The organism is Bosea sp. RAC05 (assembly GCF_001713455.1).
GTDB lineage: Bacteria > Pseudomonadota > Alphaproteobacteria > Rhizobiales > Beijerinckiaceae > Allobosea.
The window spans coordinates 67,960-92,759 of record NZ_CP016463.1; the positions used below are offsets into that span (position 1 = coordinate 67,960).

A 24,800-nucleotide genomic window follows, 5' to 3' on the forward strand; every position below is an offset into this window, starting at 1 on the left:
CTTTGGTTAAGCTGGACCTGGCTGATTACAGCAAGGCTGAGACAACGCCGTCGAACTCCGACACCGTCATCATGCCGGCACGCCGGCGGCCGTTGATGAAGAAGGTCGGGGTCGCATTGACCTTGAACTCGGTCGACGCCTGCTCGCGCATCTTGTTGATCGAGCTGTAGAGGACCTCGTCCTTCAGGACGGCATCGAACGCCTCCTGGGACATGCCGGCCTGCCGGGCGATGACGGGCAGCGTTTCGAGCGGCCGGCCGTTGAACGCCCAGACCGACTGCTGGTCGAAGAGCAGATCCACGAAAGCGTCGCGCCGCTCGGGGCCGGCGGCCCTGGCCAGCATGAATGCCGCGGTCGCGAGCGGATCGAGGGGGAATTCGCGCAGGACGAAGCGGATCGAGCTCCCGCCGGCGATGAGCTGCTTGATGTGCGGCATCGTCTCCTTGTGGAACCGGGCGCAATGCGTGCAGGTCATCGAGGCGTATTCGACGATCGTGACCTTGGCATCGGGCGAGCCGATCCAGAGGTCAGGCAGGCCGCCGGCTGAAAGCAGCCGCTCCAGAGGGATGTCGTTCGCGTCCTGGGCGATCGATGATATCGGGGCCAGCGCGGCCGCAGCAGAGGTGGCGATGCCGGCGACGATCTGGCGCCGGCTGAAACGTGTCGAGATCATGCGAGGTCCTGGGCAGTTGCGTTATCGGTTGGTCCGATTCCAAAGGATTATGCTGCGAGATCAGACGAACTGCGAATTCAATCATTCGCGAGCGGCCGGCAATCCCCGACTCACGTCACGGTACAAGGGCCGACAGCGTCTCCTCGGTGTCGGCGTACAGGTCGATCTCGGGAGCGGCCGCATTGATCGAGGTCTCGATCATCTCCATCACGGCGTTCGCATGGCGATCCATCACCGGGAAATGGGCGGTGCGCTCCTGCCGCCGCATTGTGCCCAGCAGCTCGCTCAGCTGTCGCGGCGTGCCGTATCGGCCTTGCAGGCAGCCATCGCGGATCTGGGTCAGCTGGACCAGGTCGGTGAGCCGCTCGCTGGAGAGCCAAGCAGAGCGGGTGTTGTTCGGGAGGATGCCGATCCCATCGGAAACCATCGTGATCATGGTCAGGGCGCCTTCGAGGGCATTCCCGCGGGCTTCCGGGTACAATGGCGACTTCGCGTCGAAGCGCTCGATTTCCAGCTGCATGTTCCGGACTGCGATGCGCCGGCTCGGTCGCAGCTTGTCGAACAGGGATGCTGTGTGCTCCGCAACGACCGCGGCGATGTCATGTCGCGTGACGTCGAAGCAGGCACCCCGATCAAACGGGAGCAGGCATCCATCGAGCAGGCTGGCCGTGATGGATCCATCGTCCTTGGTCGGGTCGGTGAAGGCGGAGCCCATGCGCTGAAGGCTGACAGCAGGCGCATGGCACTCTTCGTGAAGAATGTCGTCGACGAAGACGAGCTTGCTCATGATGCTGACGACCTGGGCAGCCACCTCGTCTCGGTTGTCCCGCACGATCGTGTCGGAGACCACCGGTAGCGGCATCGCTTCCTTCTTGGGCTTGTCCCAGAGGGTGTCGTAGGTCAGGCGGGACAAAAGCGTGTGCGTGTTGGCGCTGTAATTCATTCTGCGCCCGACGCAGCCTGATGTCATGCCATCTTGCCAGCGGATGCCGAGCTGATGCTCGATGGCACTGTGATCGGCCGCACCCCAGAAACCCATGCTCGGGCTGGTCATCCGGTAGAGCTTGTCGTCGAACAGGCGACGTTCCGCCGTTTTGTTGGCGACAGGGTCAACAGCCCGGATCGCGATCGGCGCCTCGTCTGAGGACAGCCGCAGGCACTCGACATCGACATGGTCGAGCACCTGGATGTTCTGAATGGTGCGGCCTCGAGGCTTCTGGACGCCGATCTCATAGACGAACGGGACAGAGAACTTGACGCGATCCATGACAGCCCAGCCACCGGTGACGATGCATGATCGTCAGCCGCGGCAGTGAAAGTCGCAACGACTGCACCATTGGTATCCACCATCAGAAGCGCGGCGCAGAGCTTTCCAGTTCGAGCTCCGGAGTGAGGCGGGCGTCGCGGTGCGCCCGGTACCGGCTCAGGGTCGCGTGCACATTGTCGCCCTTCAGGCCAGAGCTGCTCGGGATCAACATGATGAGGGTCGTGCCGAGAAACTGGATCACGTTTTCCATGTGACGGCGCTCTGCAGTCTCCTCCTGGAAGAGATCGAGAGAATCCAGCGCATTTCCCAACGCACCGCACACATGCTCCCGGCTCATTCCGCTCGGAAGCGAATTGACGAGATCGAGCATCGTCGGCTCGCTGGACCTCGCGATGGGGCGAAACATCGTGTGAGCCCAGGACAGGCACAGGATGCCGGACATGATCTGCGCCTCGTCGGGGAAACCATCGTCCCTGACCGCGTTGATCCCGCAGTTCAGGTAGAAATCGAGCATTCTGACGCGGCTTTCGAACAGCTCGCGATACCGATCCGGGATCAGTTCGCGGACGGCTTGCACCGATGGCATGATCTCGTCCCAGTAAATGGCTGGGATCTGGTCGTCGAGCTCACGGGCATACGGTCGCGGGATGGTGGGGCGTTTCGCCTCCATGGCGCGGCATGCCGCCATTGCGGCTTCCGGAGTGGGCGGGCCTCTACGAGGAACGGACGAGGCAAGCCTGGATCCCGACATGTGAAGCTCCTTCTGCACCAGAATAGCATTTCGGCCTGCAGGCAAGAACTTCGTCGCAGTCAGAAACTGCTCAGGCTTCCCTTCCCTGCGGGCGGCGTCTGCCGGGGGGGGCAGGCACGGGCTTGGAGATGGAAATCGGGCTCTGTTATTGAGTGCGAAACGGTCCGAGCCAAGAGAGAGGTGGTATGTTTTCATCCGTCTTCAAAAACAAGCGGCTGAATAGGGAGCCGTTGAAAAAGACGGCGGGCAGTCGCTGGGCCGATCTGTCATACATCGCGCAGGTGCTGACACTGCCGGTAGCCCTGATTTCGGCCGCCACATCCGGCTATTTTTCCTACAGAGCTATCGAGATTGCTAGTGCGGCATTGGCAATGGAGTCCAAATATAAGGCAGCTTCAATGCGCCCCCGGCTATTCGGGAAAACCGAATTTAGCGAAGGGAAGATCTCGATCATGAACACGGGATCGGGACCGGCTGAGATCGTGAGTGTTGCCATCGAATTTCGTGGCAAGTGCACGATCTCGTCGGACCGGCTCAATTGGGCAGGCGAGTTCGATGCTATCATGCGCAGCGTGTCGGATAGCTATGCAGCCCAGTTGAGGTCACTAAGCTTGGTCGAGCAAAGCTATCGACCGCTCGCGAATGTGAATTCTGACGGCTCACAAAAGGACCTCGTCCCAAGCGGCGAGTGGGTTTTGATGAAGATGAGCCCCGTTGAGGCGAAGGCAGACGATCAATACAAGGCCGCAACAGAAGCCTGGGCCCAGATTGTCGGGGACTTGAATTTCTCGCTTATCTACAAGCCCCTCGTCGAGGGCGAGAATATCGAATTTGCGTCATCGGATCAGCCGCTCAGCAAGCTCTGGAGTTGCCTCTCAGCGCGTCGCCGGTGACGCGGCAGTCATCTGGAGTGCACGACAGCTTAGAACTGCAACGGAGCCACCCCAGCCGGTATGGACGTTTGCTGCGTTGCTCGTCCTTATGGGCGGCGTCTGCCAGGCGTCAGGTAGATCACGGAGCCGTCGGTCGGAGCTTTTGCGGCTGCATCCAATGCTCTGGCAGCCTGCTCGTCGACGACGATGACGTCCGGCGGCGCTTTGTCGGCCCTGCCCGAGGGCATCATCAGCGGTGGATCCTTGGCGACGAGGCGCTCCAGATCGAGCAGTTTCACTCTCATCCAGCGCAAATCGCGCGAGATCAGGCCGAGCCGGTGGAAGGCAATCACGTTGAGCGCGAGCATGCACAGCGTCAGGATAACCACGACGGGCAGGACGATCTGATTGGCAATGTCGTGCATTCCGTCCCCCGGTAACGCGAAAAACCTCGCAGCCGGATGCCTTGCTGGCAAGAGGGACCAGCTCCACCCAACAATGCCGATCCGGGCTGTTGCGCTCGCGCTACGTCGCCGACGGCTTCAGCCGCTTCTCTGTATCCCGTTCGGAACGATCTCTCCATGCATCCAGTGCGAATCCGTCTGGACGTGACCGGCCCGCACCCACTTCGCGACATGATTGCGGAAGTCCCGGTACCTGAAGCCTGCGGCGGTGCGCACGACATAGCCCTCGCGGGCCTGGACCGGCTGGCCGGTCAAAGCCGCTTGTGCCCGATCCGCCGCCAGGAGCTTCTCCCAGGCTTCATGGATCGCATCGAGGTCGAAGATGCCGTCATAGAAGACCGGAACGGGCGTGATGGAGAGGCCCGACGAGCTGCCGATCAGGTCGAAGTATTCCAGCGTCTCGTCCCATGACAGCGCCTCGTTGCGCTCATTCCAAACCGAGAAGCCTTCAAACCAAGTCGGCAACGCCTCGTAACGGATCGAGTGGACCGCATAGGTGTTCTCACCGCAAACCCGGAAGTCGTGTGGGATGTCGGATCTGATCGCGTTCCAGAACCCCTTGATCCAGTCTCGGCTTGGATGATGCCGGCTATCGAGCGAGCGCGCATGGATGTGGTCGGGGTACATCGTCGTGCACTCGCCATCGCGCTTCTCGGTGCCGATGACCCGCTGGCCGATGAAAGCCGACAGATCGCGAAGGACGCGATCGCCGCGGCCGACACCGGGCGAGCTCTCCATGTGCCAGGTCTTGGGGTACTTCACATATGGGCGGAACAGGTCGAGGACGCCGCCCGCAGCAAGCGCCTTCTGCACGGGCTCGTCGAAGAACATCTCGCCCTTGAGACGCGTGCCGTTGCCCAGGATCGGGTTGCCCCATTTGTCGATGCGCTCGTCATCTTCGAACTGGGGCGGCAGGATCACCTGCTTGATGCCGGTCCAGCCGCGCAACTCGTCAGGCGAAAGCGTCGTGCGCTCGGCCTCAAGGTGGTGCCGGGAGCAAAGCGGGGCGCCGTTGTCGAGATAATACCCGCCATCGGGGAACAGGCTCCGATCAATCAGGTGATGTGCATCGGCCGCCGGCTCGCTGCATCCGGGCACGCAGCATCGTCCACCAAGGCGCGCGAGCGTCTCGGTGCTGAAGGCGGATCTGGAAAGGAGCTTTGGCTGGGCCATTACATTCACGCTATTGATTCGGATGTTTGCATACCATCAATTCATTAACAGGCCATGCTCGGCGTGGATTGATGCGATCGATCTTAGTGCGCCATCCTTAACCTACCGGCCAAACCATCGTTGCGCCTCATCGAACCGTCCGATAAGCAAAGCCTGAAGACGTGTATCATTGATTTGCGCCATGGCCTGATCCGCCAGCGCAGAAGTGAGTGAGATCATATGCCCGGCACCATCCAGGTCACGCTGACGACTCCGTTCGAGCCTCATTCCGCACGCCAAAAGATGGCGGAGGACCTGGCGAATCGACTCGAAACGAATGTGATCCTGCCCTCCGGGCCTCTCGGCAACATCGTCAGCGACGAGGACATCGAAGCCATTCAGTCGGTCCTCCAGTCGAGCAGCGACGAGGCCATATCCCATTTCGGCTTCTCGATGCGTGGGCTGGCGACGGGATGCTCGACTGTCATTCTGGACCAGTCAAATTCCCTGCCGGCCTGGGGCATGATCATCCGCCGGCGCATCAACATCTTCTTCGACGAAGCCTCGTACCCGTCGGTCTTCTCAGTCGACCATGAGATCGTCGATGGATTCGGGGATTACAGCATCGAGACGGACATTCTGATTGCAGAGACGGTCCTGATCGAGATGATTGCGGACTGCTACACCCAATGGTGCATTGGCGCCCAAGGGGTGTTCGGGCGGATCAAGATCGCGCCGATCCAGCATCACGTGCTCGGAAACTCGTTCAGCGGTGGCAAGCCCTTGATGATGATGGCACAGGCCGTCGGCGCCGCCTTGGCCAATCACGAGACGGGCATCCGTCAGATCGGACCGTTCCTGTGTGCCGCCGGCTTCAAGAGCTGGCAGAGGCCGGCGAGTGGCGCCAGCGATGCGGCATCGCTGCGGCTCCGCGCGTTGGGGGCCTCGACCACATTGCCCATGGAATGGAACAGCCGGTCGACCAAGTTCGGCGCCACGACCCCCGAAGTCACCACCGCGAACGACGACTTCGAGTGCAGGAGTCTCGTTGGGCCGGATGAGTTCGCTGAGATCGCGATCAAAACGGAATGGAATTTCGGCCACCCGGCAAGCCGCATCCCTCCGGCTTCAGATAACCGGTTCAATATCAACGTCAGCGGCGATAACGCGGAGTATGTCGAGGCGATCTACTCCGTCCGGCATGCCATCTCGTTCGACACCACCGGGCCGCTCGATCTCGTCAAGCTGACCATCGCGGTCGATCACGAATGGGGCGATGTCAATGACGGCGATGTTGCCCGGTACATGGCCGAGGAGCTGGGCTTGTTCGTCCTGGAGACGTGCAGGAACGTCATCAACAGGCCGGGATCGGTGCGCAAGCGCCTTGAGATCGACGTCTCTTTCGGTTCGTTTCTCGGCAAGTTCGGTATCCCTGTGATCACCGATATCGTCAACCAACTTCGGTCATATTCGAAGGCCGTGGCACCTGAGTGGTTCGAGATCCGGGAGGCCTGCCACATCATCGTTCCAGGCGCGAATGGCGCCCCCATCTTCGAGCCTGCGGTGATCTTCAATCCGCTCTCTAACCCGGTCCCGATCAAATCCGACTTCGCCGAATCCCTGTTGGATCACTTGGGCCCTGACTTCGAGCAAGTTTACATCGTCGACTTGGTCAAGCCTGGATCGGCAGACGAGCGCACCGTGCTGATCGACCCCGATGACCTAGAGGGATCCATGACGCGGTGGCCGTTCCTGCTTGCGATGGGAACCACCGGTGAGGGTGACGTCGAGCCTCTGTTGGTCTCTTCAGTGACGGGAGAGCTCATGTCGATTCTGCCCGATGCCAGGCGGATTGGTCCGCTGCCTCACATGGGCGACATTGGCGGTGCGCTGTTGCATGCCATGCTGATCGCTGGCGCCGGCATCGTTTTCAAAGGGCGGCGTCCTCGGCCTCGGCCGAACGGCAGGGACGCCTTCAAACGTATCATTTGCGAGAGCTTCCGCGTGAAAGACGCGGCTGTCGTTCCGTACTCAATGCTGTTTGCCGAGATCCCCGGCGCACCACCATTGGTCAAGTTGTTGATCGGAAGCGAGCTGACCGGGGACGAATGGATGAACGCGGTCGAAATCGTCGACCCTGAAGCTGAACACTTCCGCGACGATGGTTACCCCGTCATCGTCGTTCCGGACAATCTCGACTGTGGTTTCGGTGAGGGCGACGTCCTGACCACACTGACCACCTTCTTGAGCCGGATGGCTGTGACACATGTCGGTGAGGATGATCCCAAAGATGTCATCCCTGTGGTGCGCTTCGTCGCGCAGAGGCTTGCTCTCAAACTGGGAGCCAAATTCCCAGGCGGATCTACACCAGGGCCGGCGCTTTATGATTCCGACATCTACTTCGCCGGTATGAAGGAACCCCTTGAAGCGTTCGCGGATGGTGAGATCGGCATGCGGATGCCGGTCGGTCGCAAAATGCGCCTCTATGAAGCGGCTGCGATGATTGCGGCGATTGCCGATGACATCAACGAGGACCTTTCTCGTCAGCCACACGAATGATCTCGACATCGAGTCCCAGCGGCTTCGCGACACTCAGAATCCAATCGGCCTGATTGCCGTGGAGCCGGTCGCGATGCTTGACCTCGATAAACCGCAGCCCTTCGCCCCGGATCGTGATGTCCGGGTGACCCGACATCGATCTGGTGCCGTTGGTGTAACCATGATCCAGGACGCGCAGGATGTGCTCGGGTCCTGCCACATCGATGAAGCGCTCGACCTCGCTGATCGGCGCCTTCATCAGGTGGTCGAAATAGCTCTGCAGCTTGAAGTAGACGCTTCGGGGATCGTCAAGAACGCTTCGGGCTGCGGCCAGGACCTTCTGCGTGTAGGCTGCAGACGCGGTGTAGGGGCGCCGATTGGTCTCCTCGAAGCCAATCCAGTGCCCATGCATCTTCTCGAAGACCTTGGCAGTGAGGAGGTGAAAGGCGTTGAGGGACTTGCCCTCGTTCCAGGTGCCTCGTTCACCGGGCTGCAACAGGGCCTCCAGCGCAAACTCCTCGATATCGACGGCAAGGCCGGCGGCAGAGCGCCACTTGCCCCTCTCACCGCGCACTCGCTCGCCAGGGATCGTTCTGATTTCGACGCCAAGCAATTGAGCCTGATCGGTCAGAGACAGATCGCTGAAGAAGCCGCCAGAGATGCGCGCGATGTCGGCCATCACGTCGGGCGGCGTATGCTTGAACCAGGCTCGATCTTTCCAGAACCACTCGGATGGATCGAGAAAGACGCCTTCCGTCTTCGGGTTCGGAAACAGATGCTCGATAGTCTCCTCAGAGCAGCCCAGGTTGCGCAGATCGGCGCGCGTCGGCGCCAGGGGCTCCCGCGTGTAACTCGGCTCGACAGAGCGCAGTTCAAGAGCAGACCAGGCAGGAACCGTGGGGATGATCGGCTTCATAGGCAGAATCGACTCGAACGACGCAGCATGATTTCGGGGATTGCTACCAGCTTGCGCCATGCCGGCCTACATCAGGCAGGGGTTGTCCTCTATAGGGTAGATCAATCCTTTAGCGGGCAGTCATGACAAACTCACGCAGGACAGCGATTTTCGAATTCCAGCTGGGTGACCTGCCGATGATGGCGCACGCCATGATGATCGGTCGCAACACCGAAATGCTCTCCGGTCGCAAGATTGCCGCGGCTCGTGCTGACGCGATCGCAAAGCAGATCGACGCCTGCGTGCCCGACATCGCCCGCATCTTCGACGAGGGTGTTTTCTGCGAGCTCTGCGCCGCGCTGGCCGAGGCGCCCGAGTGGGCCGTCTCGATCAAGAAGGCACGCTTCCGGACCTGGGAGCACTCGCCAGGGCAAATCGCCGTTGAGATCGGGGCGAAGACCTTCTTGTCCGATGAGGCGACCTACACGGATGCCAGCCCGCAGGTCGAACTGCTGCGGGCCTTTCTCGATGAGGTCTCGCCCGTGGCCGATAGGGCACTGAACATGGGCGCCATGCCCGGATCGACGCCATGAGCAGTTCCCGCAACCAGCGCTATCTCGCGCTCGACTTCGAGCTGACCTGCTGGGATGGCGACATCCCGCCTGGCATGCGTCCTGAGATCATCGAGATCGGGCTGGTCGAAGCCAATTCACTTTCCCATGCCATCGAGCGGGAAGTGCGTTTCCTCGTGCGCCCAACCCGGTCCGAGATCTCGCCCTTCTGTGAAAGCCTCACCGGCATCACGCCTGCAGAGATGAAAACCCACGGCCGGCCGCTCGCCGAGGTCATGCGCTCGATCAAGGCGTTTGGCCCGACAAACAAGAAACTGGTCACCTGGGGAGACGACTGGGGCGCTCTGGCCAGAGACTGCGCTGACGCCGGCGTCGAGAACCCCTTCCCCCGAAGCAACCTGATCGACATCGGCACGCTCTACGGCCTCGTGCGCGTTTCCAGCGCGCGGCCCAGCCTCGAGGATGCTCTGGCAAGCTTCGGGCGGGCATTCGAAGGGCAGAAGCATCGAGCGGTGATCGACGCCAGGAACACGGTCAGGCTGTTTGCCGCCATGCTCGAAAGCATGAGGGACAGACTGCAGGTGACCCATGCCCTCTAAGCGCTCGATCGAGGTGCTTCGCTCTCTGCGAGCAGCCGAGCGCGCGCAGAACTGGGAGGACGCCGAGATCGTCTGTGACGGTCTCGACTGCTGGATGGGCGCCGAGCGGATCTCCCGGCAGACCGTCACGCGCCTGATCCGCGTCGTTGCGCTATCGTTCGACGATGGTGGTGGCGCCGAGCACTACACCCTGAACGGCACCGGTCGAGCCCTGGCTGAGAACCCGGCTCTGGTCCGGGATATCGAGGCCGCTATCGCCAGAGGCGGCGCGTTCTCGGTCATCGATGGCAAGATCGTCGATCTGGAAGCGGCCGAGCAGACGCATTCGGTCCGCTGAGTTGCTCAAGGCGTGCGACTGGAGCGCTTTCAAAGCACCAGCGGGCAGGCCGTATCGCGCCTCGGAGATGGCTGTGGAACGCGACCCAGTGCCGGCAATGGCAGCCGGGATCGCAAGGCTTCGACCTCGCTTTCGAACAAGCACTGTCCGAACGGGTCTGACAGGATGAGGTCTCCTCCCCGCAGCATGAAGTTGCCCTCGCGGGTGTCGAAGTGCGAGCGGCCGGACACGGAGCGCAGCTCGCGGGCAAACTCCATGAAATCGGGTTGCTGATCGGCCAGCAAGGCGATCTGGTCCGGGCTCGCGCGTCCTTGTAGCGCGAACTCTGCAGCCTCGATCAGGCTCTGCCAGATCGGTTCGTCCGGGATCTCCTCAAGGCGCTCAGCGAGAACTACCATGCCACCGCAATCAGTGATCTGCAGATCGTGCACGACTGGAACATGGATGCCGGTGAAGCGACGCAGCGCAACCCGGCCGTGAACGATGTAGGTCGCCATTCCGTCGACGCCGTTGCCGGCGCGGACGACCAGGCTGGGGTGACCGGGGACGTCGTACACGGTGGCATGATGGCCTTCACCGATCGAACGGTGCCCGATATCGGCCATCGCATCGAGCAGCGGCTCCAGCGAGGTCGCCGTCAAACCAATCCGACGCAGCGTCGGCCTGTCCTGTCCGTTCAGATCCATGATCCAAACGTTAGACGCAATCCTTGAAAGGCAGGCAGCGGATGGCGTCGGACGTCGCAAAAGATGGATAGAGTGATGTCTATTCCTCAAAAATGAGAGCGATGGCCAATGGTTCTAAATGTCCGTACTTCCATGTTCGAAGGATAGTTTTCGATTGTTTACTCGATGTTAAGTGGCGTGCGATAGTGATAGGTGCCCGTTGCAGTCAGCTTAGAGACGCCCGCGTGATCATCACTGCCGAAGATTTGCTCTCCAGTTGGCGCAGGCCGCACGTGTTCACCACGGCGGAGGTCGACCAGGTCTATCGTGCCCTGCGCGATAGCGCTGTGACCCGGAATCCCGCGCTCGCCGACTCGCTCCTGGCTGTCGGCGTCACCGCCGATATCGCCTATGCCATCGCATGCGAGCCTGCGTCATACGGCGTCTGCGAGGAAGAGGACATCGACGAGGTCAGATGCTGGATGTGGCTGGCGGCCCAGAAGGGCCGCGTTGAAGCCATCGAGCAGATGGTTGCGATCACCCAGGCCTGCGCCCTGAGCTCGGCATTCGAGGACGAGAGGGACGATCTGGAGGAGCTGTCGGCGTCATGGCTGACGGTTCTGGAGCATGCGAGCCCCGGCAGCCTGAAGCGTGTCGACGCCATCGTCGCCGATCATCGCGATCCCCGGTCTCCCGCTTCCCGGAATCGCGGGCGGACATTGCGCGAGCTCGCGGAGGCTCCCCATCGTCCCGCAACGCCACAGCCTGCCCCGGCGATGCCGCCCGATGCCGAATTCGGCGCAGTCGTCGTTCCCTACATCGGTGATCCACAGTCTCGCGAAGGCGTCGATCTCGGGAAGCGCTATGGCACGATGGTTGGGCGGAAGCTGCCCTTCAAAGGCGTGCTTCCAGCGCCGGGCGCCATTGGCAACGCTATTCGGCAGCGCTGGCCCTGGGCTGACCTCGCGGCTCACCGGATCGAAACCAGCTTCGCTGTCCTGAGGGCGGCCGAAGTCGACCGCCCGATCGTTCTCCCGCCGATGCTCTTTGTCGGCCCGCCCGGATCGGGCAAGTCGACGCTGGCGCGCTTCGTATGCGAACTCGCCGGGCTTGCAACGACCGTGCTGCCTCTCGGCGGCGTCTCCGATGGCGCCGGCGTCTCTGCTGTCACCCGAAGCTGGGCGACGTCGCGCCCGAGCGCGATCGCACTGGGAATGTGCCAGCACGACACGGCCAACCCGGCCTATGTGCTCGAAGAGATCGACAAGACCAGCAAGGGCAACAGCTCGAACGGCAGCGCCTCGGATGCCCTGCTGCAACTGGTCGGCTCGCAGAGCTACCAGGATCTGTGCCTCATGGCGCCGGTCAACGTTGCCCATGTCACATTCATCGCGACGGCCAACAACCTGCAGGGCGTCCCTCATGCGCTGCGGGATCGGTTCAAGGTCATCGTGGTCCCGCCGCCTCGCGATGAGGATTTCGAGACGCTGCTGGCAACCGTCACCGAGGACTTCATCCACGACCGCGGGATCCGTCGCGATCGCATGCCGCGGCTCACGGCTCAGGACATCATGATCCTGCGTCGCTGGTTCGAGCAGAACCGGTCGGCCAGGGCGTTCGCTGACGCATTCGAGTCCATCGTCTCGTCAGCCATCGCCGAGTTCGAGGCGCTTGATCGCACCGCCGACATGCCCATGCAGTAGGCCCGTCTCTGGGCCGGAATTCGGGAAGGGGCGCTTCGGCGCCCCTTTTTTGTTGCCGGAATCAATCCTTCGAAATTGGTAGATTCAAGTTGACACCCTGAGTGGATGATACGTTAATCCTTGTCAGTCCTTCCGGAATCGGAGATTGCTCCTTTGTTCCGTATGGACCGCGGCTCCTCGCGGACGCCGGCCTGTCACTCACCAGGAGATCCTTGCAGATGATCGAGATCGCTGCTCGTACCACCCCAATCGTCCGCGCAGCCGCTCGTGTTCGCCGCGGACTGACGCTCATCGAGGCCGCTGCGGTTCTCGGACTTCTCGCAATCGTCGTCGCCGGCGCGCTGCTTCTCTTCCAGTCGGCCAGCACCAACAGCCGCGTCGCCGATGCGGCCAGCCAGCTCGCCAACGTCCAGCAGACCGTTCGCTCGACCTATGCCGGCCAGGCCGGTTTCTCCGGGCTCACCAACACGACCATTGCCTCCTCGCTCCCCTCGAAGATGAACGTCGCCGGCGGCGGGCTGCGTCACGCCTTCAACGGCTCGATCACGGTCGCTCCGACCAACACCGGTGGCGGCGCCGACTCCGGCTTCTACATCACCTTCGCCGGTGTGCCCGCGGAAGCCTGCATCAAGCTCGCGACCATGGACATGGGCCGTGCCATCGTCGGTCTGAACTTCGGCACTTCGCCGTCGACGGACACCCCGCCGCCGATCGCGCCGTCGACCGCCCAGGCCAGCTGCGGCAGCTCGGGCACCACCACGCTGACCTGGACCGTGGCCGGCTGATCGATCGCCGAAATCGGGTTCACGAACGGAGGGCTCGCGCCCTCCGTTTTCATTTCGGGAGGTCGACATGACCAACATTGACGAGTTTCTCATCGTCCAGGCCGACGCGTTCTTCGGAAAATTGCAGTCGCAGCGCGGTTATTCCCTGCCAGCGATCCTGTCGGTCACAACCGCCTTCTTCGCGCTCTGCATCGCATTGTCGACCCTGCGGGTCGTGGGAGACTTCGGCCTCAGTGGCTCGCTGCCGGTGGCGTTCATCGCGGCCGGCTTTCTGACCTGGAGCTGCTTTGTGTTCGTCCTGATGTGGCGTGTCAGGCTGAAGCCACTCATTCGTGACGCCCGATCGGCCTGGACGCCCAAACTTGCTCGGTATTACGCCGTCCTTGCCGAACTGTCGCGCCAGGATCGCATGAGGCGCACCTGCCGGTTGATGTTTCTGGCGTTCGTCGTTGTGGATGCCGTGTCGATGGTTCTTCGGCTTGATCCGAATCCGACCTCACTGGCGACCTCGATCGGCTTGACGATGAGCCTCTATGCCGACTGCACCTGGCCACGGGATCCGGGAACTGCCGAGCCCAAGGCCGAGTTCTCTCCTGCGACCTGATCGTCGTTGATGAATGCGCCGGTCCATAGGATGGTCAGTGCGATCCTTTCTCGGAGACCATGATGACCGCAGCGCCAGCCGCGCCCAGCGCCCACGAATCGACCCTGCCTGCCGGGCTTGAGACGGCATACGAGCCCCTGGCCGGCAGCATGCGCCTTTCGAGCGAGGGGCGGCGAATCGTCGTGCGCTATGTGGCCATCGATCCATGGCCACCGACGCACTTCTTCCCGGACAATGGACAGCGCGGCAAGCTGGACAGCGCGCCGATGGAAGGCGCCTTGCCGCTCGTGCGCGACGGAGATCGACTGCGGCAGGCCGCCGACGGTGAACCTGCCGAACGTTGGTGGCTTCCTCCGTCCCATCTCGACATCCATGAAGCTCGGGCCATGCTCGATCCGATCATGGAAGCCTATGCTGCCTGGAAGGCCGGCGAACTCTGCGGCTGCGTCACGGAAACCTTCGTCAAGACGGGTCGTAGCTGGGGCTACAGCGAGACCTCCGTCGAATGGGGGCATTTCTCGCCGGCACAGGCTCAAATGGAGCTCGACGCGATCGAGGCAGCGCCAGAGCCAAGCCCGGCGCCCGCCCTGTAGCGTCGGCTCAGTGCAGAATGGGCCGAAATTCGCCCTGCAGCTCGACGAGGGCATCGCAGAAGTCGGTCAGAATCGTGTCCATCTCGTCAATCCCGCGGGCGGGCCCCTGCAGGATCTCGCCCGCACCATCCATGATCATGATGTGGATGGCGCCGTCGGTGCCGCAGGTCAGGAACACGGGCAGGCTGCTGTCCTCCTCATCTTCTTCGAGATCCTCATCCAGGCGAAACGCGATCACCAGATCGTCGTCATCGGCAGCCTGGTCGCTGGATGCGCTGCGCGAGAACTCCATCTCGATGAAGGCCTCGAAACGCTCGTCGATGCCGGCCAGGGCGAGAGAGGCCTCGGTGTGAGCGGCGACGGTCTCGGCCAGATCGAGCAACTGGCGGCGTGACAGAAGCCGCGCCGGCTGGGCCTGGGTGCGACGTCCCGATCGGTTGGAACGGACGTGATGCATCGCGACCTCCTTCTGGCTTGCCCTGAAATCAGTGGATAGCAGCGCGACGAAACCGACAAAGGCCTGTGCTTCGAGCCGCCAATCCTTTTCATGTTTCATGGATCGATGGTTCCATCGACCATGAGATGGTCGCTCGATTCGAGCTTCGACTTCAAGGATTGCCAGTGCCGATGTCCCCCGAGGATCTTGTCCGATTTTTCCACCAGCGGCGGTTCCCGCTGACGGACGAGAAGTACCTCCAGACCCGGATCGAAGAGGTGTTCACCGCCGAGGGTATCGCCTTCGAGCGCGAGGTGCGCCTGTCGTCGAAGGACATCATCGACTTCATCGTCGATGGCGACATCGGGATCGAGGTCAAGATCAAGGGCGGCAAGCGCAACATCTATGACCAGGTCTCGCGCTACTGCGCGCATGACCGCATCAAATCGGTCGTGCTGCTGACGGCCGTGTCGATGGGTTTCCCGCCCGAGATCGACGGCAAGAGCTGTTACGTGGCCTCGCTCGGGAGAGGCTGGCTGTGAAGCGGACCTTCGGGAAAATCGCGTTCGATCGTGACACTCGCTCCTGGATCATGGAGAGGGTCGAGCCACAGGTTGTCGCGAAGTTGAAGCGGGTCTTTGCTCGCGTGCCCGAGGCTCAGGGCGATCGCTTCCGCTTTCAGGACGAGGCCGGCGTCTGCGCAGATATCGACTGGTTCCTCTCCCGTTATCCATTGGCGATCTCACCAGCTGACGCCAAACTGCTCAAAACGCGCCGGCTGGATTACGAAACGTACCAGGCTGATCTTGATCGGGTCCTGATGCCGAATTGGTCGCCGCCCGGCGTGATCGGGCTGCAGCCCGGCGTCGTCATCCGGCGTTATCAGCAGCAGGCGATTGCGTTGCTGCAGAAGGCCAAGGGGCTGTTGCTGGGCGACGGCGTCGGACTGGGGAAGACCTACACCTCGATCGGCTTCCTGGCCTCGACCCCGGATGCGCTTCCGGCCGCTGTGGTGATGGACGCGAACCTGACCCGTCAGTGGAAGTCGCGCATCGAGTCGATCTCGAACCTCCGCGTCCATGAGATCAAAGGCACCGTCCCCTACAGTCTTCCGCCAGCCGATGTATACCTGTTCCGGTACAGCAACGTGCGCGGCTGGGCTTCCGTCTTCGTGACAGGATTCTTCAAGGCCGTGATCTATGACGAGATCCAGGCCCTGCGTAACGGCTTCGAGACGTCGAAGGGCGTGGCCTGCAAAGCGCTGTCCGAAAATGTCCGGTACCGGATGGGGTTGAGTGCAACGCCGGTGGCCAACTATGGCATCGAGGCTTATCGAATCCTGGCATTCCTGTTCATAGGCGAACACCCGTTGGGCACACGCGATGAATTCGTGCGCGAGTGGTGCGCCGGCGACGAGAAGCGCGTTCGAAATCCCGATGCTCTCGGCGCCTTCCTCCGCGAGCGCCATCTCATGCTTCGCCGCTCCAAGGCGGATGTCGCCAGCGAGATCGTTCGGTCTGCCGACGACCTGGTCAACCGCGTGGTCAAGGAGATCGCTTACGACGTCTCAGCCGAGCGCGAGGTCGAGGATATGGCCAGAACGCTCGCCATTCGATCTGTGTCCGGAAGCTTCGTCGAGCGCGGGCAGGCTGCGCGTGATCTCGATATCCTGCTCCGTCAGGCGACCGGCGTGGCCAAGGCCAAGGGGGTCGCGGACTTCGTCCGGATCCTGCTGGATTCCGGTCTGAAGGTCGTTCTCGCCGGGTACCACAGGCAAGTCTACGAAATCTGGAAGAAAGAATTCGCTGACATCAAGTATGTCATGTACACCGGCTCGGAATCGGTGTCGCAGAAGAACAAATCCGAGGACGCCTTCGTCAACGGTGACGCCCAGCTATTCATGATCTCACTGAGGTCTGGAGCCGGCCTCGACTCCTTGCAGGCCGTTTGCCATACACTTGTCATTGGGGAGCTAGACTGGTCTCCGATTTGGCACCGCCAGCTTGAAGGGCGACTGGATCGCGAAGGCCAAACGGCAGAATACGTCGATTCCTACTACCTGACGGCGGACGGTGGGTCAGATCCTGCCATCACCGAAATCCTGGGCCTGAAATCGGCACAGGCGCGCGGCATCGAGAGCCCCTACTCCGCGATCGAGACGGTGCAGTCCGACGAAAGCCGCCTTCACGCCATGGCCAAGGATTGGCTCGCTCGCCGCGGCATCGATGTCGCCAAGGCCGCTCAGGAAGTCCGCAAGTCGGCCCGCCAGCAGGAGCTCGAACTGGCATGATGAAAGCTTGGCACCTTGGCTCGATGAACGATGGGCTCTTCATCATCGACCGCCCGCCCTCGCCGTCCGGCACCGATGTCGCTCCGCACGATCGCTATGGCCCGAGCTTGAGCCTGAGCGTGGCTGGCCTGTCGCAGACCCGGGCCCAGGCCGTCGTCGACCAGCACAACACCGAAATCGCTGCCGCGGCCGTCAGCACCGAGACAATGCGCCAAGCATGCATCGAAGCTGCGCTTGCCGAGCTGCTCACCGATGCTACAGGGATCTCTGACGACGAGGCCTATAATCGCGCGATCGCAGACGTCGTGGCAGCCATTCGGGCCATCGACGCCAGTCAGCTGGCGACCGCGGTCGGGCCAGCCGTCGACGTCGCGTAGCGGCATTGGAGCGCGGCCATGGCAGTCCCGGATCGAGCGCTTCTTCAGCTCGTGGAGAAACTCATCGACTTCCCATTCCCGCAGATCTGCCGACACCTGGTCGCGCACGATCTGCTGCAGGCGATGCGCGAGGCTGGCGCCGACATCCCGGACGAGCTGATCGATGCCGTTACCCAGGCTCAGGACGCGAGCGCGAGAGACCAGCTGGCGCAGCTGATAGAGGCTGATGCCGCGGCAGATCCGATAACGGCTCAACGATAGGTAGACAATCCCCGCTTGTGCGGGGGGAGCCGCCAGAGGCAAATCGTCGGCGCTCTTGTAAGCAGGTCCATCCCCGCGCGTACGAGGGAGTCCATCGGCTGGCGACCCATTCGAGGTCGGTGCAGGGTCCATCCCCGCGCGTACGGGGGAGCCTACGCACTCTGCTGATGCCGTAGCCGAATGACGGGTCCATCCCCGCGCGTGCGGGGGAGCCCGGGAGTTGGCAAAACCACCGTGCAGCGGGCGAGGTCCATCCCCGCGCGTGCGGGGGAGCCATCTGACCTTCGGTCAGAACCGTCGCTGGCCGGGGTCCATCCCCGCGCGTGCGGGGGAGCCGTCCGCGATCTCGCCAAGGATCTTTGGCATGCGGGTCCATCCCCGCGCGTGCGGGGGAGCCACGGACGGGTGCTGAGCTGAGACACGGCCCAGGGGTCCATCCCCGCGCGTGCGGGGGAGCCACGTCGGCGCCGAGCTGCTTGATGTTCATCAGCGGTCCATCCCCGCGCGTGCGGGGGAGCCCGTCGCAGAACGCCAAATCTGTGGCGTCATACCGGTCCATCCCCGCGCGTGCGGGGGAGCCGTCATGATGACACCGCGGACACCCGTGCGAGGCGGTCCATCCCCGCGCGTGCGGGGGAGCCTTCCGGCCCGGGGCGAGCATCTCCAGGCCAGTGGGTCCATCCCCGCGCGTGCGGGGGAGCCGCTATCGCGCTGGCCCGTCCGGTGGCGCCTGAGGGTCCATCCCCGCGCGTGCGGGGGAGCCAGAAGGGCAAGGACCTGGGCGATCTGTGTAGGAGGTCCATCCCCGCGCGTGCGGGGGAGCCGAGTGGCAGAGCCACCAGGAGGGGGTCCAGGAAGGTCCATCCCCGCGCGTGCGGGGGAGCCCCGAAGAGGCGATCCAGGCCTATGTCCGTAGCAGGTCCATCCCCGCGCGTGCGGGGGAGCCTCTTAGGTAGAAGTCGATGAAAAGATTACGATTTCAAAAAGCGGGTAGCAAGAAATGGTTTTATGGAGCTGCTGCATTCGGTCTTCGGCGCTTGCCGACCAGCACTCCGTCAAGATCGACGACATCACGCACCGGCGTCCCTAGCGACAGGATTCTGAGCCTGCCAGGAGAGCTGTCGTCTTTGGAAATCATCAGGATCGAGCCGCCGGGAACTTGTGACCACCAGTCCGATAGCACATTCCAGACACGGTCTCGGACACCTTTAGGCAAGGCTGGCGACGTGAACACCCCAGGCGACACCTCAGGCATGATGGATGCGAGAAACCCGCGGAACCGGTCGGTAACATCTCGGGTAATGAAAACCGTCATGGTCATGACGGCGCAGCCTCCTCGTCAGGCGCAAAGAGCGCCTTGATGCGGTCGATCATACACGCGATGACCGATTGTTTGCGAAGTGCTTCGCCTACCATGCGGCGAGCCGTTCTCTCGATGGACAATGTCGGGTTAGCTTGGACGGCTTTGACGGCGCGGAACGCCGAGTTCACGGTTATCTGATCGCGAAACAGATCGGCTACATCCAGCACGAAGCTCTGACCAGAGTCCTCGTGGATGAACCCGAGCTGAGGAATAGTGGCAGTCGCAGTGACCGCGATAGCTGCCGCACCCTCAAGAGCACTGGAGGCGTGGTTGAGAGCCTGGTTAGGTAGATCGGCAGCCATCGGATTGGTGCGATCATAGAATCGGCCATTCCATTTGATACCGATCCGCTGCGCTGAAAGCCGGTAGGTCTCTTTGACTCGGGATCCTTCGATCCCCCTCAGGACGGTGATGTCTCGATGGGGCAGAAGCTCGCCAAGCCGCATCGCGTACATTCGACGTGCGACATGCATCCTGCCCTGCTTGGCGTCCGCCCACAGGCTCACTTGGCGCCGAGCCAAGTGAGAGAAATCGGAGAGCAGCGGGGGAGCCGTATAAAGGCGAACACCGTCTTCACCGACGGCGACGAGGCCGGCGCCGTGGCGGGCCAGGGTCCTGAGTGCGTCTTGCGTAACGCTACCGCCGGGCCCCAAGAGGACGAGAGAGATCGATTGGTGAGGGATCACGTAATCACCAGCGGATCCACCGCCGGGCCCGCCGCCAACGCCCGAGAAAGATAGCGCCCCGTCTTCAACCGACAGCCTACCGCGATCCAGGTAGACCAGCCCGTGGCGATCTGCATGAGGCAGTCGGGCTGTTTCTAAACCGAGGCGACCGCTGAGCATGCTACCTCAGCGGCTCCAATAGCATCATCCCAAAGCCGAAGGACCGATGGCGCCCGACTCCCCGCGCGAGCACGGAGGGAAATGCGGCGGGATCCACGACCTTGATAACGCCGGCGATGCCGACGTCGGGACCGCCACCAGACTGTCCGTGGACCCGCAGTGTTCTGCTCTGATCACGGCGCACGATGGCGCTCCTACGCCGCGACGTGAGCTTGAGCGCTTCGGGTTCGTGATCGGCGCCGAGGTCAGAGAGCCTGTCACGTAGCCACTGCCCGTAGACCGTCTCCGGCGGAATGTCTGACCCTGTGCCCTGTTCACGGGCAACGAGCATGGCGTGCTGGAGGACGTCGATCTCGATGCGCTGGCCTCGATCGCCGCGCTTGACCATCTGGCCTTCGCCATCCAGCACGATGCTGCTGCGAACCGTAGGGCGAACGCGAATCTGGAAGCCGAAGCGCTGACCAGCCCGGTACTCCACCGGCATGCGCTTCACGGCGAGTTCGTCCAGCCCGAGCGCTGCCGATACGAGCGGATCTGCGAACTGGCTCGCGTCGACAAGCTCGGCTTTGTCGGCGGCCGTGTACCCCACGAGGTAAGGGGCACGCCCATCTGGCTCGACGAGGCGCCAGGGCTTCGGTGCAGCTGCGCCGAAGGCAGCCGCCAGAAGCGAGTGCCAGAGATAGCCCTGGTCGTCAGCGGTTCGGAGCAGGTTGTTCGCGGCGCCCCAGACAGCGGCCTGCCTGACGTCCGGATTCAGGCGGATCATGTGCAGCATCACGGAGACACCTTGGCTGGGATCGAAACGATGGCGCGCCGCTGCTGCCCGGAATGGATGCCGGCGACCCAATCGCGATGACCGGTGAGGCGCACGACTTCGACTCGGTCGAGACCTTCAGCCTCATGCTCGGGGAGCACAAAACGAAATGAGGACGCCGCTTGCGCCAGGGGTGCCTGGTCGAAGGAAGCCAGAAGCGTCGGCGCCTCGACGACGCCGATCAGCAGTGGCGCAGACGGGACGCACGGCTTGCGGCCGATGAAGATTGGACGCGCGGGCTGGCGCAGCGCGTCTGCCACTTCGTCGACAGTTGGAGCCTCATCGGCGTCCGACAGCGCAATCGACACCACCAGGGATGCATCCGCGAGGTAGTGACGATAGCGGATGTGCGGGCTCTCATATGTCCCGCCGCCGCCGCGACGGCCTTCCGGCACCCCGTGCGTCGTCCAGCCGGTATCTGCCTTGGCGAGCTGCGCGGTCTGGAAGTCCCGCAGCTCCGATCCAGGACGATCAAGCCGAACCGCGAAGGTCATCCTGTCCTGCAGGCGCTGATGCCGCTCGGCTTCGGTCCGGTCATAGCCCAAGGCATTGGCCAGCAATCCCGTCAGCATCGAAGCGTCAGGATGAGCCCGGGTGGGCCCATTCTGATCGATCGCTTCCCGACCGAAAGCCATCAACGGCGATTCAAGTCTGATGAGCAAAGCCAGCATGTTCAGGCGGACGCCATGGCGCTGGCGAACTTGCCGAGCCCATCGAGACCGATGCGACTGGAGTTCGGTACCTCGATTGGCTGCAGGCTGAGATGGTGGCGCTTCTCATGAGCACCGTATGCCTCGTCGACCGACGACAGGTGAGCAGCGAGCGCCGCGGCGGCTGCCTCGCTGCGGGCTGCGGTGGGCTGGCGGAACGCATTCGCCAGCGTGCGGGGCTGGCGGCTGCCGGCTTCAACGACCAGAGCTTCCGCGAATGCGTAGGGTGCTGTGCCGCCCTTCTTGGCGCCGGGAGAGACCGTTGCGATCAGGTGGACGAGATGCTCGCAGACTTTGCCTGCGAGAGCACCGTCGCCGCCGAGGTTGCTCTTCAGGAGAGCCAGGTCGACCACGACGTAGCCGTAGAAGAGGCCAGCTGTGAGCTCGGTGTCGAAGATGCCACCTGCGCCGGATTCGCCGGCGTCACGGGCCAGGTCATCGACGACTGTGAAGTAGTCTGACTCGCCCTGCTCGGCGTGAACAGTCAGTGCGTGCGCGACATGGATGGCCGCATCCGTATTCGCAGCCCGGTCCGACGTGACCATGCGGCCGAAAAGCGCCGATTCCAGACCGGCTTCGAGGACGCCGTTCTTGCGCATTGATGACAGGTTCGCCTTCTCCTCCTTGAAGGCAGTCTTCACAGCCTCGCCGGCTGACTTCGCGTCGGCAGCTGCAGCCGCGATCTCGCTGACCTTCGAAATCAGGTAGCGGATCTCGGGCTCGCCCAGCAGGAGCGCCTGGCGCTTCGAGACGTCCTCGGCCTTGTCGCCGTACAGCGCCTGCGCCAAGGCCAGAACGACTGCCTTGCGGATCTCGTCAGTCGCGACTCCCTCAGCTTCGAGCGCCGGCAGGACGCGGTATTCGGGAACCTCGCGGGAGCGCACGGCCATCTCGGGGCCGATCTGATTCAGCGCCCAGTCGTCCTCGACTGTCCGCCAATGCCTCTTCAGGCACTGCGATGAGATGCGCGTGCGAACCGCATCGCCGAAAGGCAGGCGCTTGGCCAGGCCCGAGTCATCGCGATTGATGAGCGTGCCAGGGTACGAGGCGAGCCAGTGGATCTGCAGAAAACGGGGAGCGGTCATGATCAATCCTTGAGGTCGAATGAGGGTCAGTGGGCGGATGAGCGCTGGAAATCCCGCGCCACCCTGATGCGGGTCGCCTCGGCCTCCCGCTCGTGGTCCGGTCTGCTGTCGAGCAGAAGAAGGCGTCCGAAATCCCGATACGGGAGCGGAGATCCAGCGGTGACGACGCGCTTGGCTGTTCTGCGAGCCAGGGCAGCGAATGTAGCGCCTCGGGCGCTGAGCAGCATGGCGAGCCGCTGCTCAGACAGTCCGACCTCGCCCAGGATCGAGCCCATGCCTTTCGGGCTCAGCGCGTCAGGGCGATCAGCCATGATCTGAACGACGGTCGCGAACCGCCGCACCATGTCCATCTCACCTCCGGGTTCGTCCGCAGCTGCACCGCGGGTTCGGAAGAGATGATCGGGCACATGCTTTGCGATGAGCGCATGGAAAGCCGGATCGACGGGTGCGGAAACGTCAAGTCGGCGAAGGTTCGCGATCTGACCCGTAGCCTTCTGACGGACGAGCGTGCCGAGATGACCGGCAATAGCGTCCAGAACCTCGGTGAGAGATCCAGAGCGTGAGTCCGGCCTAGTCGTATCTGTCGTCGTCATGCTGCGTCCTTGAGTTCTTCGAAATGCTTCCTCAGGCTCGCCTCGAGGACCGACTGAGCCGCACCCGAGCTGAAGTATTTCCGCACTCCAAGTCGCGGCGTAGTGGCCAGAGCTGCAGCCAGCTGAGCCTTGGCGAAGGCTGAAAGCTCTTTGATCCAGCGCGTCCGGATATCGCGGACAGTCTCGGCATCGCCGTCGGCACCGATGTGCTCGAACGTCCATTCGAAGAAGACCGCGTCGACGGCGCTGTCGAAGCCATCGAGGAAAGGCTGTGATCTGGCTTCCGTTGCCGAGTGTCTGAAGTCGAGGCTTTCAGGCGCGTTCTGGAAAAGACACAGCAGGGCCGGATACAGCGCCTTACGCCGCACGGCGGCCGCGTCTTCGACGCCCTGCCGGGCTGCAACCGCGAATGCATCAGTGCGCCTGGCAAGCCGAAGGGCGATCCCTGGTGGCACCGGGATCCGGCGCTCGTGGAAGCCGTCAGTCCCGCCTTGACCGCGCACAGTCGCGCAGAAGTGCAGGCTCAGCCCCGACTGGCCGTCGGAAGCCACCCATCGTTGCATCGGTGATGGCCGATACATGGAGGCATCCAGCAGCATGGTGACCCGCTTGTAGTCAAAGCCCGAAGCGTCGACCGTCAGGACCTTCGCAGGTGCCTTCCGCTGATCAATCGGTGCCCAGGGATCGCCCGAAATGCCGCCAAGCAGCTTATCAGTGCGAACCCGTGCAGCGGATGAGGATCCGCGGCGGGCGATGATGCCGCGCGGCGTCTCGACCAAGCGGACACGGCGGCAAACCTCGATGAAATACGGATGCAAATCGACGAGTTGCAGCTGCGATTTCCCATCCCATGGAATGGTCCAAAGAAGCGCGCTGGACGACTCTGGCTTGAAACCAAATTCGGCAGACACATCGCCGGCAATGTCGATCATTCGCTCGACGTCACGCTTGAAGCGTGCGCCAATTCCGCCGTCGGGCACGACACCGACCAGCGGTCTCGATGCGAAGCCGCCGTTCATGCGGGCAACGCCGTAGTTGCCAGCACCCAAGAAGCCTTCGAGCGTCTGAAGGGTGATCAGAGACCACGCCCAGTGCTCCATCCGACAGATCGAGAGGCGCGATGCTTTGATGTCATGATTTTTCGACGTGACAAGCATATCGAGCACGTCGGGAGTGGTTTCCGTCTCCTTCAGTGCGGCGATGGAGTTCTCGGGAATCGCCGGCTGCATGAAGGCGGGTTTCGTGAGATCGGCCACCACCATTTCCCACGCGGTCTCGCCGCCATCGCCAGTCAATGCGAGCAGCAAGTGCCGCCAGACATCCTCGGAGACAGGAAGATCACCCTCGGCCTTCTGACCAGCGATCGCTCCGAGCTGGCAGAGAAAGGAATGCGAGGCCTGCCTCTGGTGCGGTCTCACAGACGGAAGATCGACAACATCGTCCTTGACGAGAGCGGTCAGCAAGCCAGGCAGAGTCAGCTCGCAATCGCCACCCGTCAGCGAGACCCGAAAGATCGGATCCGTCAGGAGCGAATGAGGCATGCAATACTCCAAGGC

General features: G+C 62.6%; 28 protein-coding genes and 1 CRISPR repeat array. Of the genes, 13 read left to right on the plus strand and 15 right to left on the minus strand.

All coding sequences use genetic code 11. The annotated features are described in order from the left end of the window. Positions 1 to 25: 25 nt before the first annotated feature. The 3 genes from BSY19_RS00380 to BSY19_RS00390 form a co-directional block, all read right to left on the minus strand. A complete protein-coding gene (locus tag BSY19_RS00380; protein ID WP_069052330.1) occupies positions 26 to 673 on the minus strand; it encodes a DsbA family protein in 648 nt (215 codons plus the stop codon). 115 nt (positions 674 to 788) lie between these two features. Then, entirely contained in the window at positions 789 to 1,940 is a 1,152-nt protein-coding gene (locus BSY19_RS00385; RefSeq protein WP_069052331.1) for a hypothetical protein, read from the minus strand. Positions 1,941 to 2,022: 82 nt separating this feature from the next. Then, entirely contained in the window at positions 2,023 to 2,691 is a 669-nt protein-coding gene (locus tag BSY19_RS00390; protein ID WP_210184375.1) for a hypothetical protein, read from the minus strand. Between the two features lie 185 nt (positions 2,692 to 2,876). Between BSY19_RS00390 and BSY19_RS00395 the strand changes: the two genes are divergently transcribed. Next, the gene (locus tag BSY19_RS00395; RefSeq protein WP_069052333.1) at positions 2,877 to 3,584 is read left to right on the plus strand and encodes a hypothetical protein; all 708 of its coding nucleotides are present in this window, start codon (positions 2,877 to 2,879) and stop codon (positions 3,582 to 3,584) included. A gap of 86 nt (positions 3,585 to 3,670) precedes the next feature. On the opposite strand, the gene BSY19_RS00400 is transcribed toward BSY19_RS00395, so the two are convergent. Then, a complete protein-coding gene (locus BSY19_RS00400; RefSeq protein ID WP_069052334.1) occupies positions 3,671 to 3,988 on the minus strand; it encodes a hypothetical protein in 318 nt (105 codons plus the stop codon). A gap of 117 nt (positions 3,989 to 4,105) precedes the next feature. Beyond that, positions 4,106 to 5,125 carry an RNA ligase family protein gene (locus BSY19_RS26805; RefSeq protein WP_236840354.1) on the minus strand — a complete coding sequence of 340 codons (1,020 nt, stop codon included), beginning with the start codon at positions 5,123 to 5,125 and terminating at the stop codon, positions 4,106 to 4,108. A gap of 294 nt (positions 5,126 to 5,419) precedes the next feature. Here BSY19_RS26805 and BSY19_RS00410 point away from each other — a divergent pair, with 294 nt between their 5' ends. Beyond that, a complete protein-coding gene (locus BSY19_RS00410; protein ID WP_069052335.1) occupies positions 5,420 to 7,738 on the plus strand; it encodes a hypothetical protein in 2,319 nt (772 codons plus the stop codon). On the opposite strand, the gene BSY19_RS00415 is transcribed toward BSY19_RS00410, so the two are convergent. Continuing rightward, positions 7,704 to 8,633: a hypothetical protein gene (locus tag BSY19_RS00415; protein WP_069052336.1), complete on the minus strand. Its 930-nt coding sequence runs from the start codon at positions 8,631 to 8,633 to the stop codon at positions 7,704 to 7,706. The two genes, BSY19_RS00410 and BSY19_RS00415, sit on opposite strands and share 35 nt — an antisense overlap. A gap of 176 nt (positions 8,634 to 8,809) precedes the next feature. Here BSY19_RS00415 and BSY19_RS00420 point away from each other — a divergent pair, with 176 nt between their 5' ends. Genes BSY19_RS00420 through BSY19_RS00430 form a run of 3 tightly spaced genes read left to right on the plus strand, consistent with a single transcriptional unit; the run spans position 8,810 to position 10,120 of the window. Then, complete coding sequence (locus BSY19_RS00420) at positions 8,810 to 9,205, plus strand: hypothetical protein (protein WP_069052337.1); 396 nt, start codon at positions 8,810 to 8,812, stop codon at positions 9,203 to 9,205. Further along, on the plus strand, positions 9,202 to 9,783 hold the full coding sequence (locus BSY19_RS00425) for a 3'-5' exonuclease (protein WP_069052338.1): 582 nt from the start codon (positions 9,202 to 9,204) through the stop codon (positions 9,781 to 9,783). The genes BSY19_RS00420 and BSY19_RS00425 overlap by 4 nt, the downstream gene beginning before the upstream one ends. Further along, a complete protein-coding gene (locus tag BSY19_RS00430) occupies positions 9,773 to 10,120 on the plus strand; it encodes a hypothetical protein (RefSeq protein WP_069052339.1) in 348 nt (115 codons plus the stop codon). Before BSY19_RS00425 ends, BSY19_RS00430 begins: the two co-directional genes overlap by 11 nt. A gap of 29 nt (positions 10,121 to 10,149) precedes the next feature. Here the strand turns inward: BSY19_RS00430 and BSY19_RS00435 are convergent, their stop codons facing one another. Continuing rightward, positions 10,150 to 10,806, minus strand: a complete 657-nt coding sequence (locus tag BSY19_RS00435) for a hypothetical protein (protein WP_069052340.1) — start codon at positions 10,804 to 10,806, stop codon at positions 10,150 to 10,152. A gap of 101 nt (positions 10,807 to 10,907) precedes the next feature. Here BSY19_RS00435 and BSY19_RS00440 point away from each other — a divergent pair, with 101 nt between their 5' ends. From BSY19_RS00440 to BSY19_RS00455, 4 genes are all read left to right on the plus strand, one after another. Beyond that, the gene (locus BSY19_RS00440) at positions 10,908 to 12,488 is read left to right on the plus strand and encodes an AAA family ATPase (protein WP_171905048.1); all 1,581 of its coding nucleotides are present in this window, start codon (positions 10,908 to 10,910) and stop codon (positions 12,486 to 12,488) included. A gap of 218 nt (positions 12,489 to 12,706) precedes the next feature. Then, positions 12,707 to 13,273, plus strand: coding sequence for a type 4 pilus major pilin (locus tag BSY19_RS00445; RefSeq protein ID WP_069052342.1), 567 nt, complete (start codon positions 12,707 to 12,709; stop codon positions 13,271 to 13,273). A gap of 67 nt (positions 13,274 to 13,340) precedes the next feature. After that, positions 13,341 to 13,877, plus strand: a complete 537-nt coding sequence (locus tag BSY19_RS00450) for a hypothetical protein (protein ID WP_069052343.1) — start codon at positions 13,341 to 13,343, stop codon at positions 13,875 to 13,877. Between the two features lie 59 nt (positions 13,878 to 13,936). Beyond that, a complete protein-coding gene (locus tag BSY19_RS00455; protein WP_069052344.1) occupies positions 13,937 to 14,470 on the plus strand; it encodes a hypothetical protein in 534 nt (177 codons plus the stop codon). Between the two features lie 7 nt (positions 14,471 to 14,477). On the opposite strand, the gene BSY19_RS00460 is transcribed toward BSY19_RS00455, so the two are convergent. Beyond that, positions 14,478 to 14,852, minus strand: a complete 375-nt coding sequence (locus BSY19_RS00460) for a hypothetical protein (protein WP_150129326.1) — start codon at positions 14,850 to 14,852, stop codon at positions 14,478 to 14,480. Positions 14,853 to 15,097: 245 nt separating this feature from the next. On the opposite strand from BSY19_RS00460, the gene BSY19_RS00465 reads away from it, so the two are divergent. From BSY19_RS00465 to BSY19_RS00480, 4 genes are read left to right on the plus strand one after another with little or no spacing between them, the layout of a single operon-like run. Further along, complete coding sequence (locus BSY19_RS00465) at positions 15,098 to 15,448, plus strand: hypothetical protein (protein ID WP_069052346.1); 351 nt, start codon at positions 15,098 to 15,100, stop codon at positions 15,446 to 15,448. Beyond that, positions 15,445 to 17,196 (plus strand): SNF2-related protein, encoded by a 1,752-nt coding sequence (locus BSY19_RS00470; protein ID WP_069052347.1) that lies wholly within the window; start codon positions 15,445 to 15,447, stop codon positions 17,194 to 17,196. Before BSY19_RS00465 ends, BSY19_RS00470 begins: the two co-directional genes overlap by 4 nt. Beyond that, the gene (locus BSY19_RS00475; RefSeq protein WP_150129327.1) at positions 17,193 to 17,573 is read left to right on the plus strand and encodes a hypothetical protein; all 381 of its coding nucleotides are present in this window, start codon (positions 17,193 to 17,195) and stop codon (positions 17,571 to 17,573) included. Before BSY19_RS00470 ends, BSY19_RS00475 begins: the two co-directional genes overlap by 4 nt. 18 nt (positions 17,574 to 17,591) lie before the next feature. Continuing rightward, on the plus strand, positions 17,592 to 17,834 hold the full coding sequence (locus BSY19_RS00480; RefSeq protein WP_069052349.1) for a hypothetical protein: 243 nt from the start codon (positions 17,592 to 17,594) through the stop codon (positions 17,832 to 17,834). Positions 17,835 to 17,898: 64 nt separating this feature from the next. Further along, positions 17,899 to 18,780: a CRISPR direct-repeat array (repeat unit 28 nt; unit sequence GGTCCATCCCCGCGCGTGCGGGGGAGCC). Positions 18,781 to 18,840: 60 nt separating this feature from the next. Here BSY19_RS00480 and cas2e read toward each other — a convergent pair. From cas2e to BSY19_RS00510, 7 genes are read right to left on the minus strand one after another with little or no spacing between them, the layout of a single operon-like run. Further along, a complete protein-coding gene (cas2e, locus tag BSY19_RS26810; protein WP_171905049.1) occupies positions 18,841 to 19,155 on the minus strand; it encodes a type I-E CRISPR-associated endoribonuclease Cas2e in 315 nt (104 codons plus the stop codon). Beyond that, positions 19,152 to 20,042 (minus strand): type I-E CRISPR-associated endonuclease Cas1e, encoded by an 891-nt coding sequence (gene cas1e / locus BSY19_RS00485; RefSeq protein WP_069052350.1) that lies wholly within the window; start codon positions 20,040 to 20,042, stop codon positions 19,152 to 19,154. The genes cas2e and cas1e overlap by 4 nt, the downstream gene beginning before the upstream one ends. Position 20,043: 1 nt before the next feature. Next, positions 20,044 to 20,817, minus strand: a complete 774-nt coding sequence (locus BSY19_RS00490; protein WP_069052351.1) for a type I-E CRISPR-associated protein Cas6/Cse3/CasE — start codon at positions 20,815 to 20,817, stop codon at positions 20,044 to 20,046. Continuing rightward, positions 20,817 to 21,527 (minus strand): type I-E CRISPR-associated protein Cas5/CasD, encoded by a 711-nt coding sequence (gene cas5e / locus BSY19_RS00495; RefSeq protein ID WP_069052352.1) that lies wholly within the window; start codon positions 21,525 to 21,527, stop codon positions 20,817 to 20,819. The genes BSY19_RS00490 and cas5e overlap by 1 nt, the downstream gene beginning before the upstream one ends. Before the next feature lie 2 nt (positions 21,528 to 21,529). Further along, positions 21,530 to 22,651, minus strand: a complete 1,122-nt coding sequence (gene cas7e / locus BSY19_RS00500; RefSeq protein ID WP_069052353.1) for a type I-E CRISPR-associated protein Cas7/Cse4/CasC — start codon at positions 22,649 to 22,651, stop codon at positions 21,530 to 21,532. 26 nt (positions 22,652 to 22,677) lie between these two features. Next, positions 22,678 to 23,244, minus strand: a complete 567-nt coding sequence (locus tag BSY19_RS27240) for a type I-E CRISPR-associated protein Cse2/CasB (RefSeq protein WP_150129328.1) — start codon at positions 23,242 to 23,244, stop codon at positions 22,678 to 22,680. Beyond that, complete coding sequence (locus tag BSY19_RS00510; RefSeq protein WP_150129329.1) at positions 23,241 to 24,785, minus strand: type I-E CRISPR-associated protein Cse1/CasA; 1,545 nt, start codon at positions 24,783 to 24,785, stop codon at positions 23,241 to 23,243. The genes BSY19_RS27240 and BSY19_RS00510 overlap by 4 nt, the downstream gene beginning before the upstream one ends. Positions 24,786 to 24,800: the final 15 nt, after the last annotated feature.

Excerpts from the sequence above, each read along its gene's own strand:
- BSY19_RS00510 (WP_150129329.1), bottom strand. The coding sequence starts at position 24,785 with ATGCCTCATTCGCTCCTGACGGATCCGATCTTTCGGGTCTCGCTGACG.
- BSY19_RS00490 (WP_069052351.1), bottom strand. The coding sequence starts at position 20,817 with ATGCTGCACATGATCCGCCTGAATCCGGACGTCAGGCAGGCCGCTGTC.
- cas7e (WP_069052353.1), bottom strand. The coding sequence starts at position 22,651 with ATGACCGCTCCCCGTTTTCTGCAGATCCACTGGCTCGCCTCGTACCCT.
- BSY19_RS27240 (WP_150129328.1), bottom strand. The coding sequence starts at position 23,244 with ATGACGACGACAGATACGACTAGGCCGGACTCACGCTCTGGATCTCTC.
- cas1e (WP_069052350.1), bottom strand. The coding sequence starts at position 20,042 with ATGCTCAGCGGTCGCCTCGGTTTAGAAACAGCCCGACTGCCTCATGCA.
- BSY19_RS00430 (WP_069052339.1), top strand. The coding sequence starts at position 9,773 with ATGCCCTCTAAGCGCTCGATCGAGGTGCTTCGCTCTCTGCGAGCAGCC.
- BSY19_RS00380 (WP_069052330.1), bottom strand. The coding sequence starts at position 673 with ATGATCTCGACACGTTTCAGCCGGCGCCAGATCGTCGCCGGCATCGCC.
- BSY19_RS00410 (WP_069052335.1), top strand. The coding sequence starts at position 5,420 with ATGCCCGGCACCATCCAGGTCACGCTGACGACTCCGTTCGAGCCTCAT.
- BSY19_RS00450 (WP_069052343.1), top strand. The coding sequence starts at position 13,341 with ATGACCAACATTGACGAGTTTCTCATCGTCCAGGCCGACGCGTTCTTC.
- BSY19_RS00455 (WP_069052344.1), top strand. The coding sequence starts at position 13,937 with ATGATGACCGCAGCGCCAGCCGCGCCCAGCGCCCACGAATCGACCCTG.
- BSY19_RS00415 (WP_069052336.1), bottom strand. The coding sequence starts at position 8,633 with ATGAAGCCGATCATCCCCACGGTTCCTGCCTGGTCTGCTCTTGAACTG.
- BSY19_RS00480 (WP_069052349.1), top strand. The coding sequence starts at position 17,592 with ATGGCAGTCCCGGATCGAGCGCTTCTTCAGCTCGTGGAGAAACTCATC.
- cas5e (WP_069052352.1), bottom strand. The coding sequence starts at position 21,527 with ATGCTGGCTTTGCTCATCAGACTTGAATCGCCGTTGATGGCTTTCGGT.
- BSY19_RS00440 (WP_171905048.1), top strand. The coding sequence starts at position 10,908 with ATGGCCAATGGTTCTAAATGTCCGTACTTCCATGTTCGAAGGATAGTT.
- BSY19_RS00425 (WP_069052338.1), top strand. The coding sequence starts at position 9,202 with ATGAGCAGTTCCCGCAACCAGCGCTATCTCGCGCTCGACTTCGAGCTG.
- BSY19_RS00420 (WP_069052337.1), top strand. The coding sequence starts at position 8,810 with ATGATGGCGCACGCCATGATGATCGGTCGCAACACCGAAATGCTCTCC.
- BSY19_RS00390 (WP_210184375.1), bottom strand. The coding sequence starts at position 2,691 with ATGTCGGGATCCAGGCTTGCCTCGTCCGTTCCTCGTAGAGGCCCGCCC.
- BSY19_RS00400 (WP_069052334.1), bottom strand. The coding sequence starts at position 3,988 with ATGCACGACATTGCCAATCAGATCGTCCTGCCCGTCGTGGTTATCCTG.
- BSY19_RS00475 (WP_150129327.1), top strand. The coding sequence starts at position 17,193 with ATGATGAAAGCTTGGCACCTTGGCTCGATGAACGATGGGCTCTTCATC.
- BSY19_RS00435 (WP_069052340.1), bottom strand. The coding sequence starts at position 10,806 with ATGGATCTGAACGGACAGGACAGGCCGACGCTGCGTCGGATTGGTTTG.
- BSY19_RS00395 (WP_069052333.1), top strand. The coding sequence starts at position 2,877 with ATGTTTTCATCCGTCTTCAAAAACAAGCGGCTGAATAGGGAGCCGTTG.
- BSY19_RS00385 (WP_069052331.1), bottom strand. The coding sequence starts at position 1,940 with ATGGATCGCGTCAAGTTCTCTGTCCCGTTCGTCTATGAGATCGGCGTC.
- cas2e (WP_171905049.1), bottom strand. The coding sequence starts at position 19,155 with ATGACCATGACGGTTTTCATTACCCGAGATGTTACCGACCGGTTCCGC.
- BSY19_RS00445 (WP_069052342.1), top strand. The coding sequence starts at position 12,707 with ATGATCGAGATCGCTGCTCGTACCACCCCAATCGTCCGCGCAGCCGCT.
- BSY19_RS00465 (WP_069052346.1), top strand. The coding sequence starts at position 15,098 with ATGTCCCCCGAGGATCTTGTCCGATTTTTCCACCAGCGGCGGTTCCCG.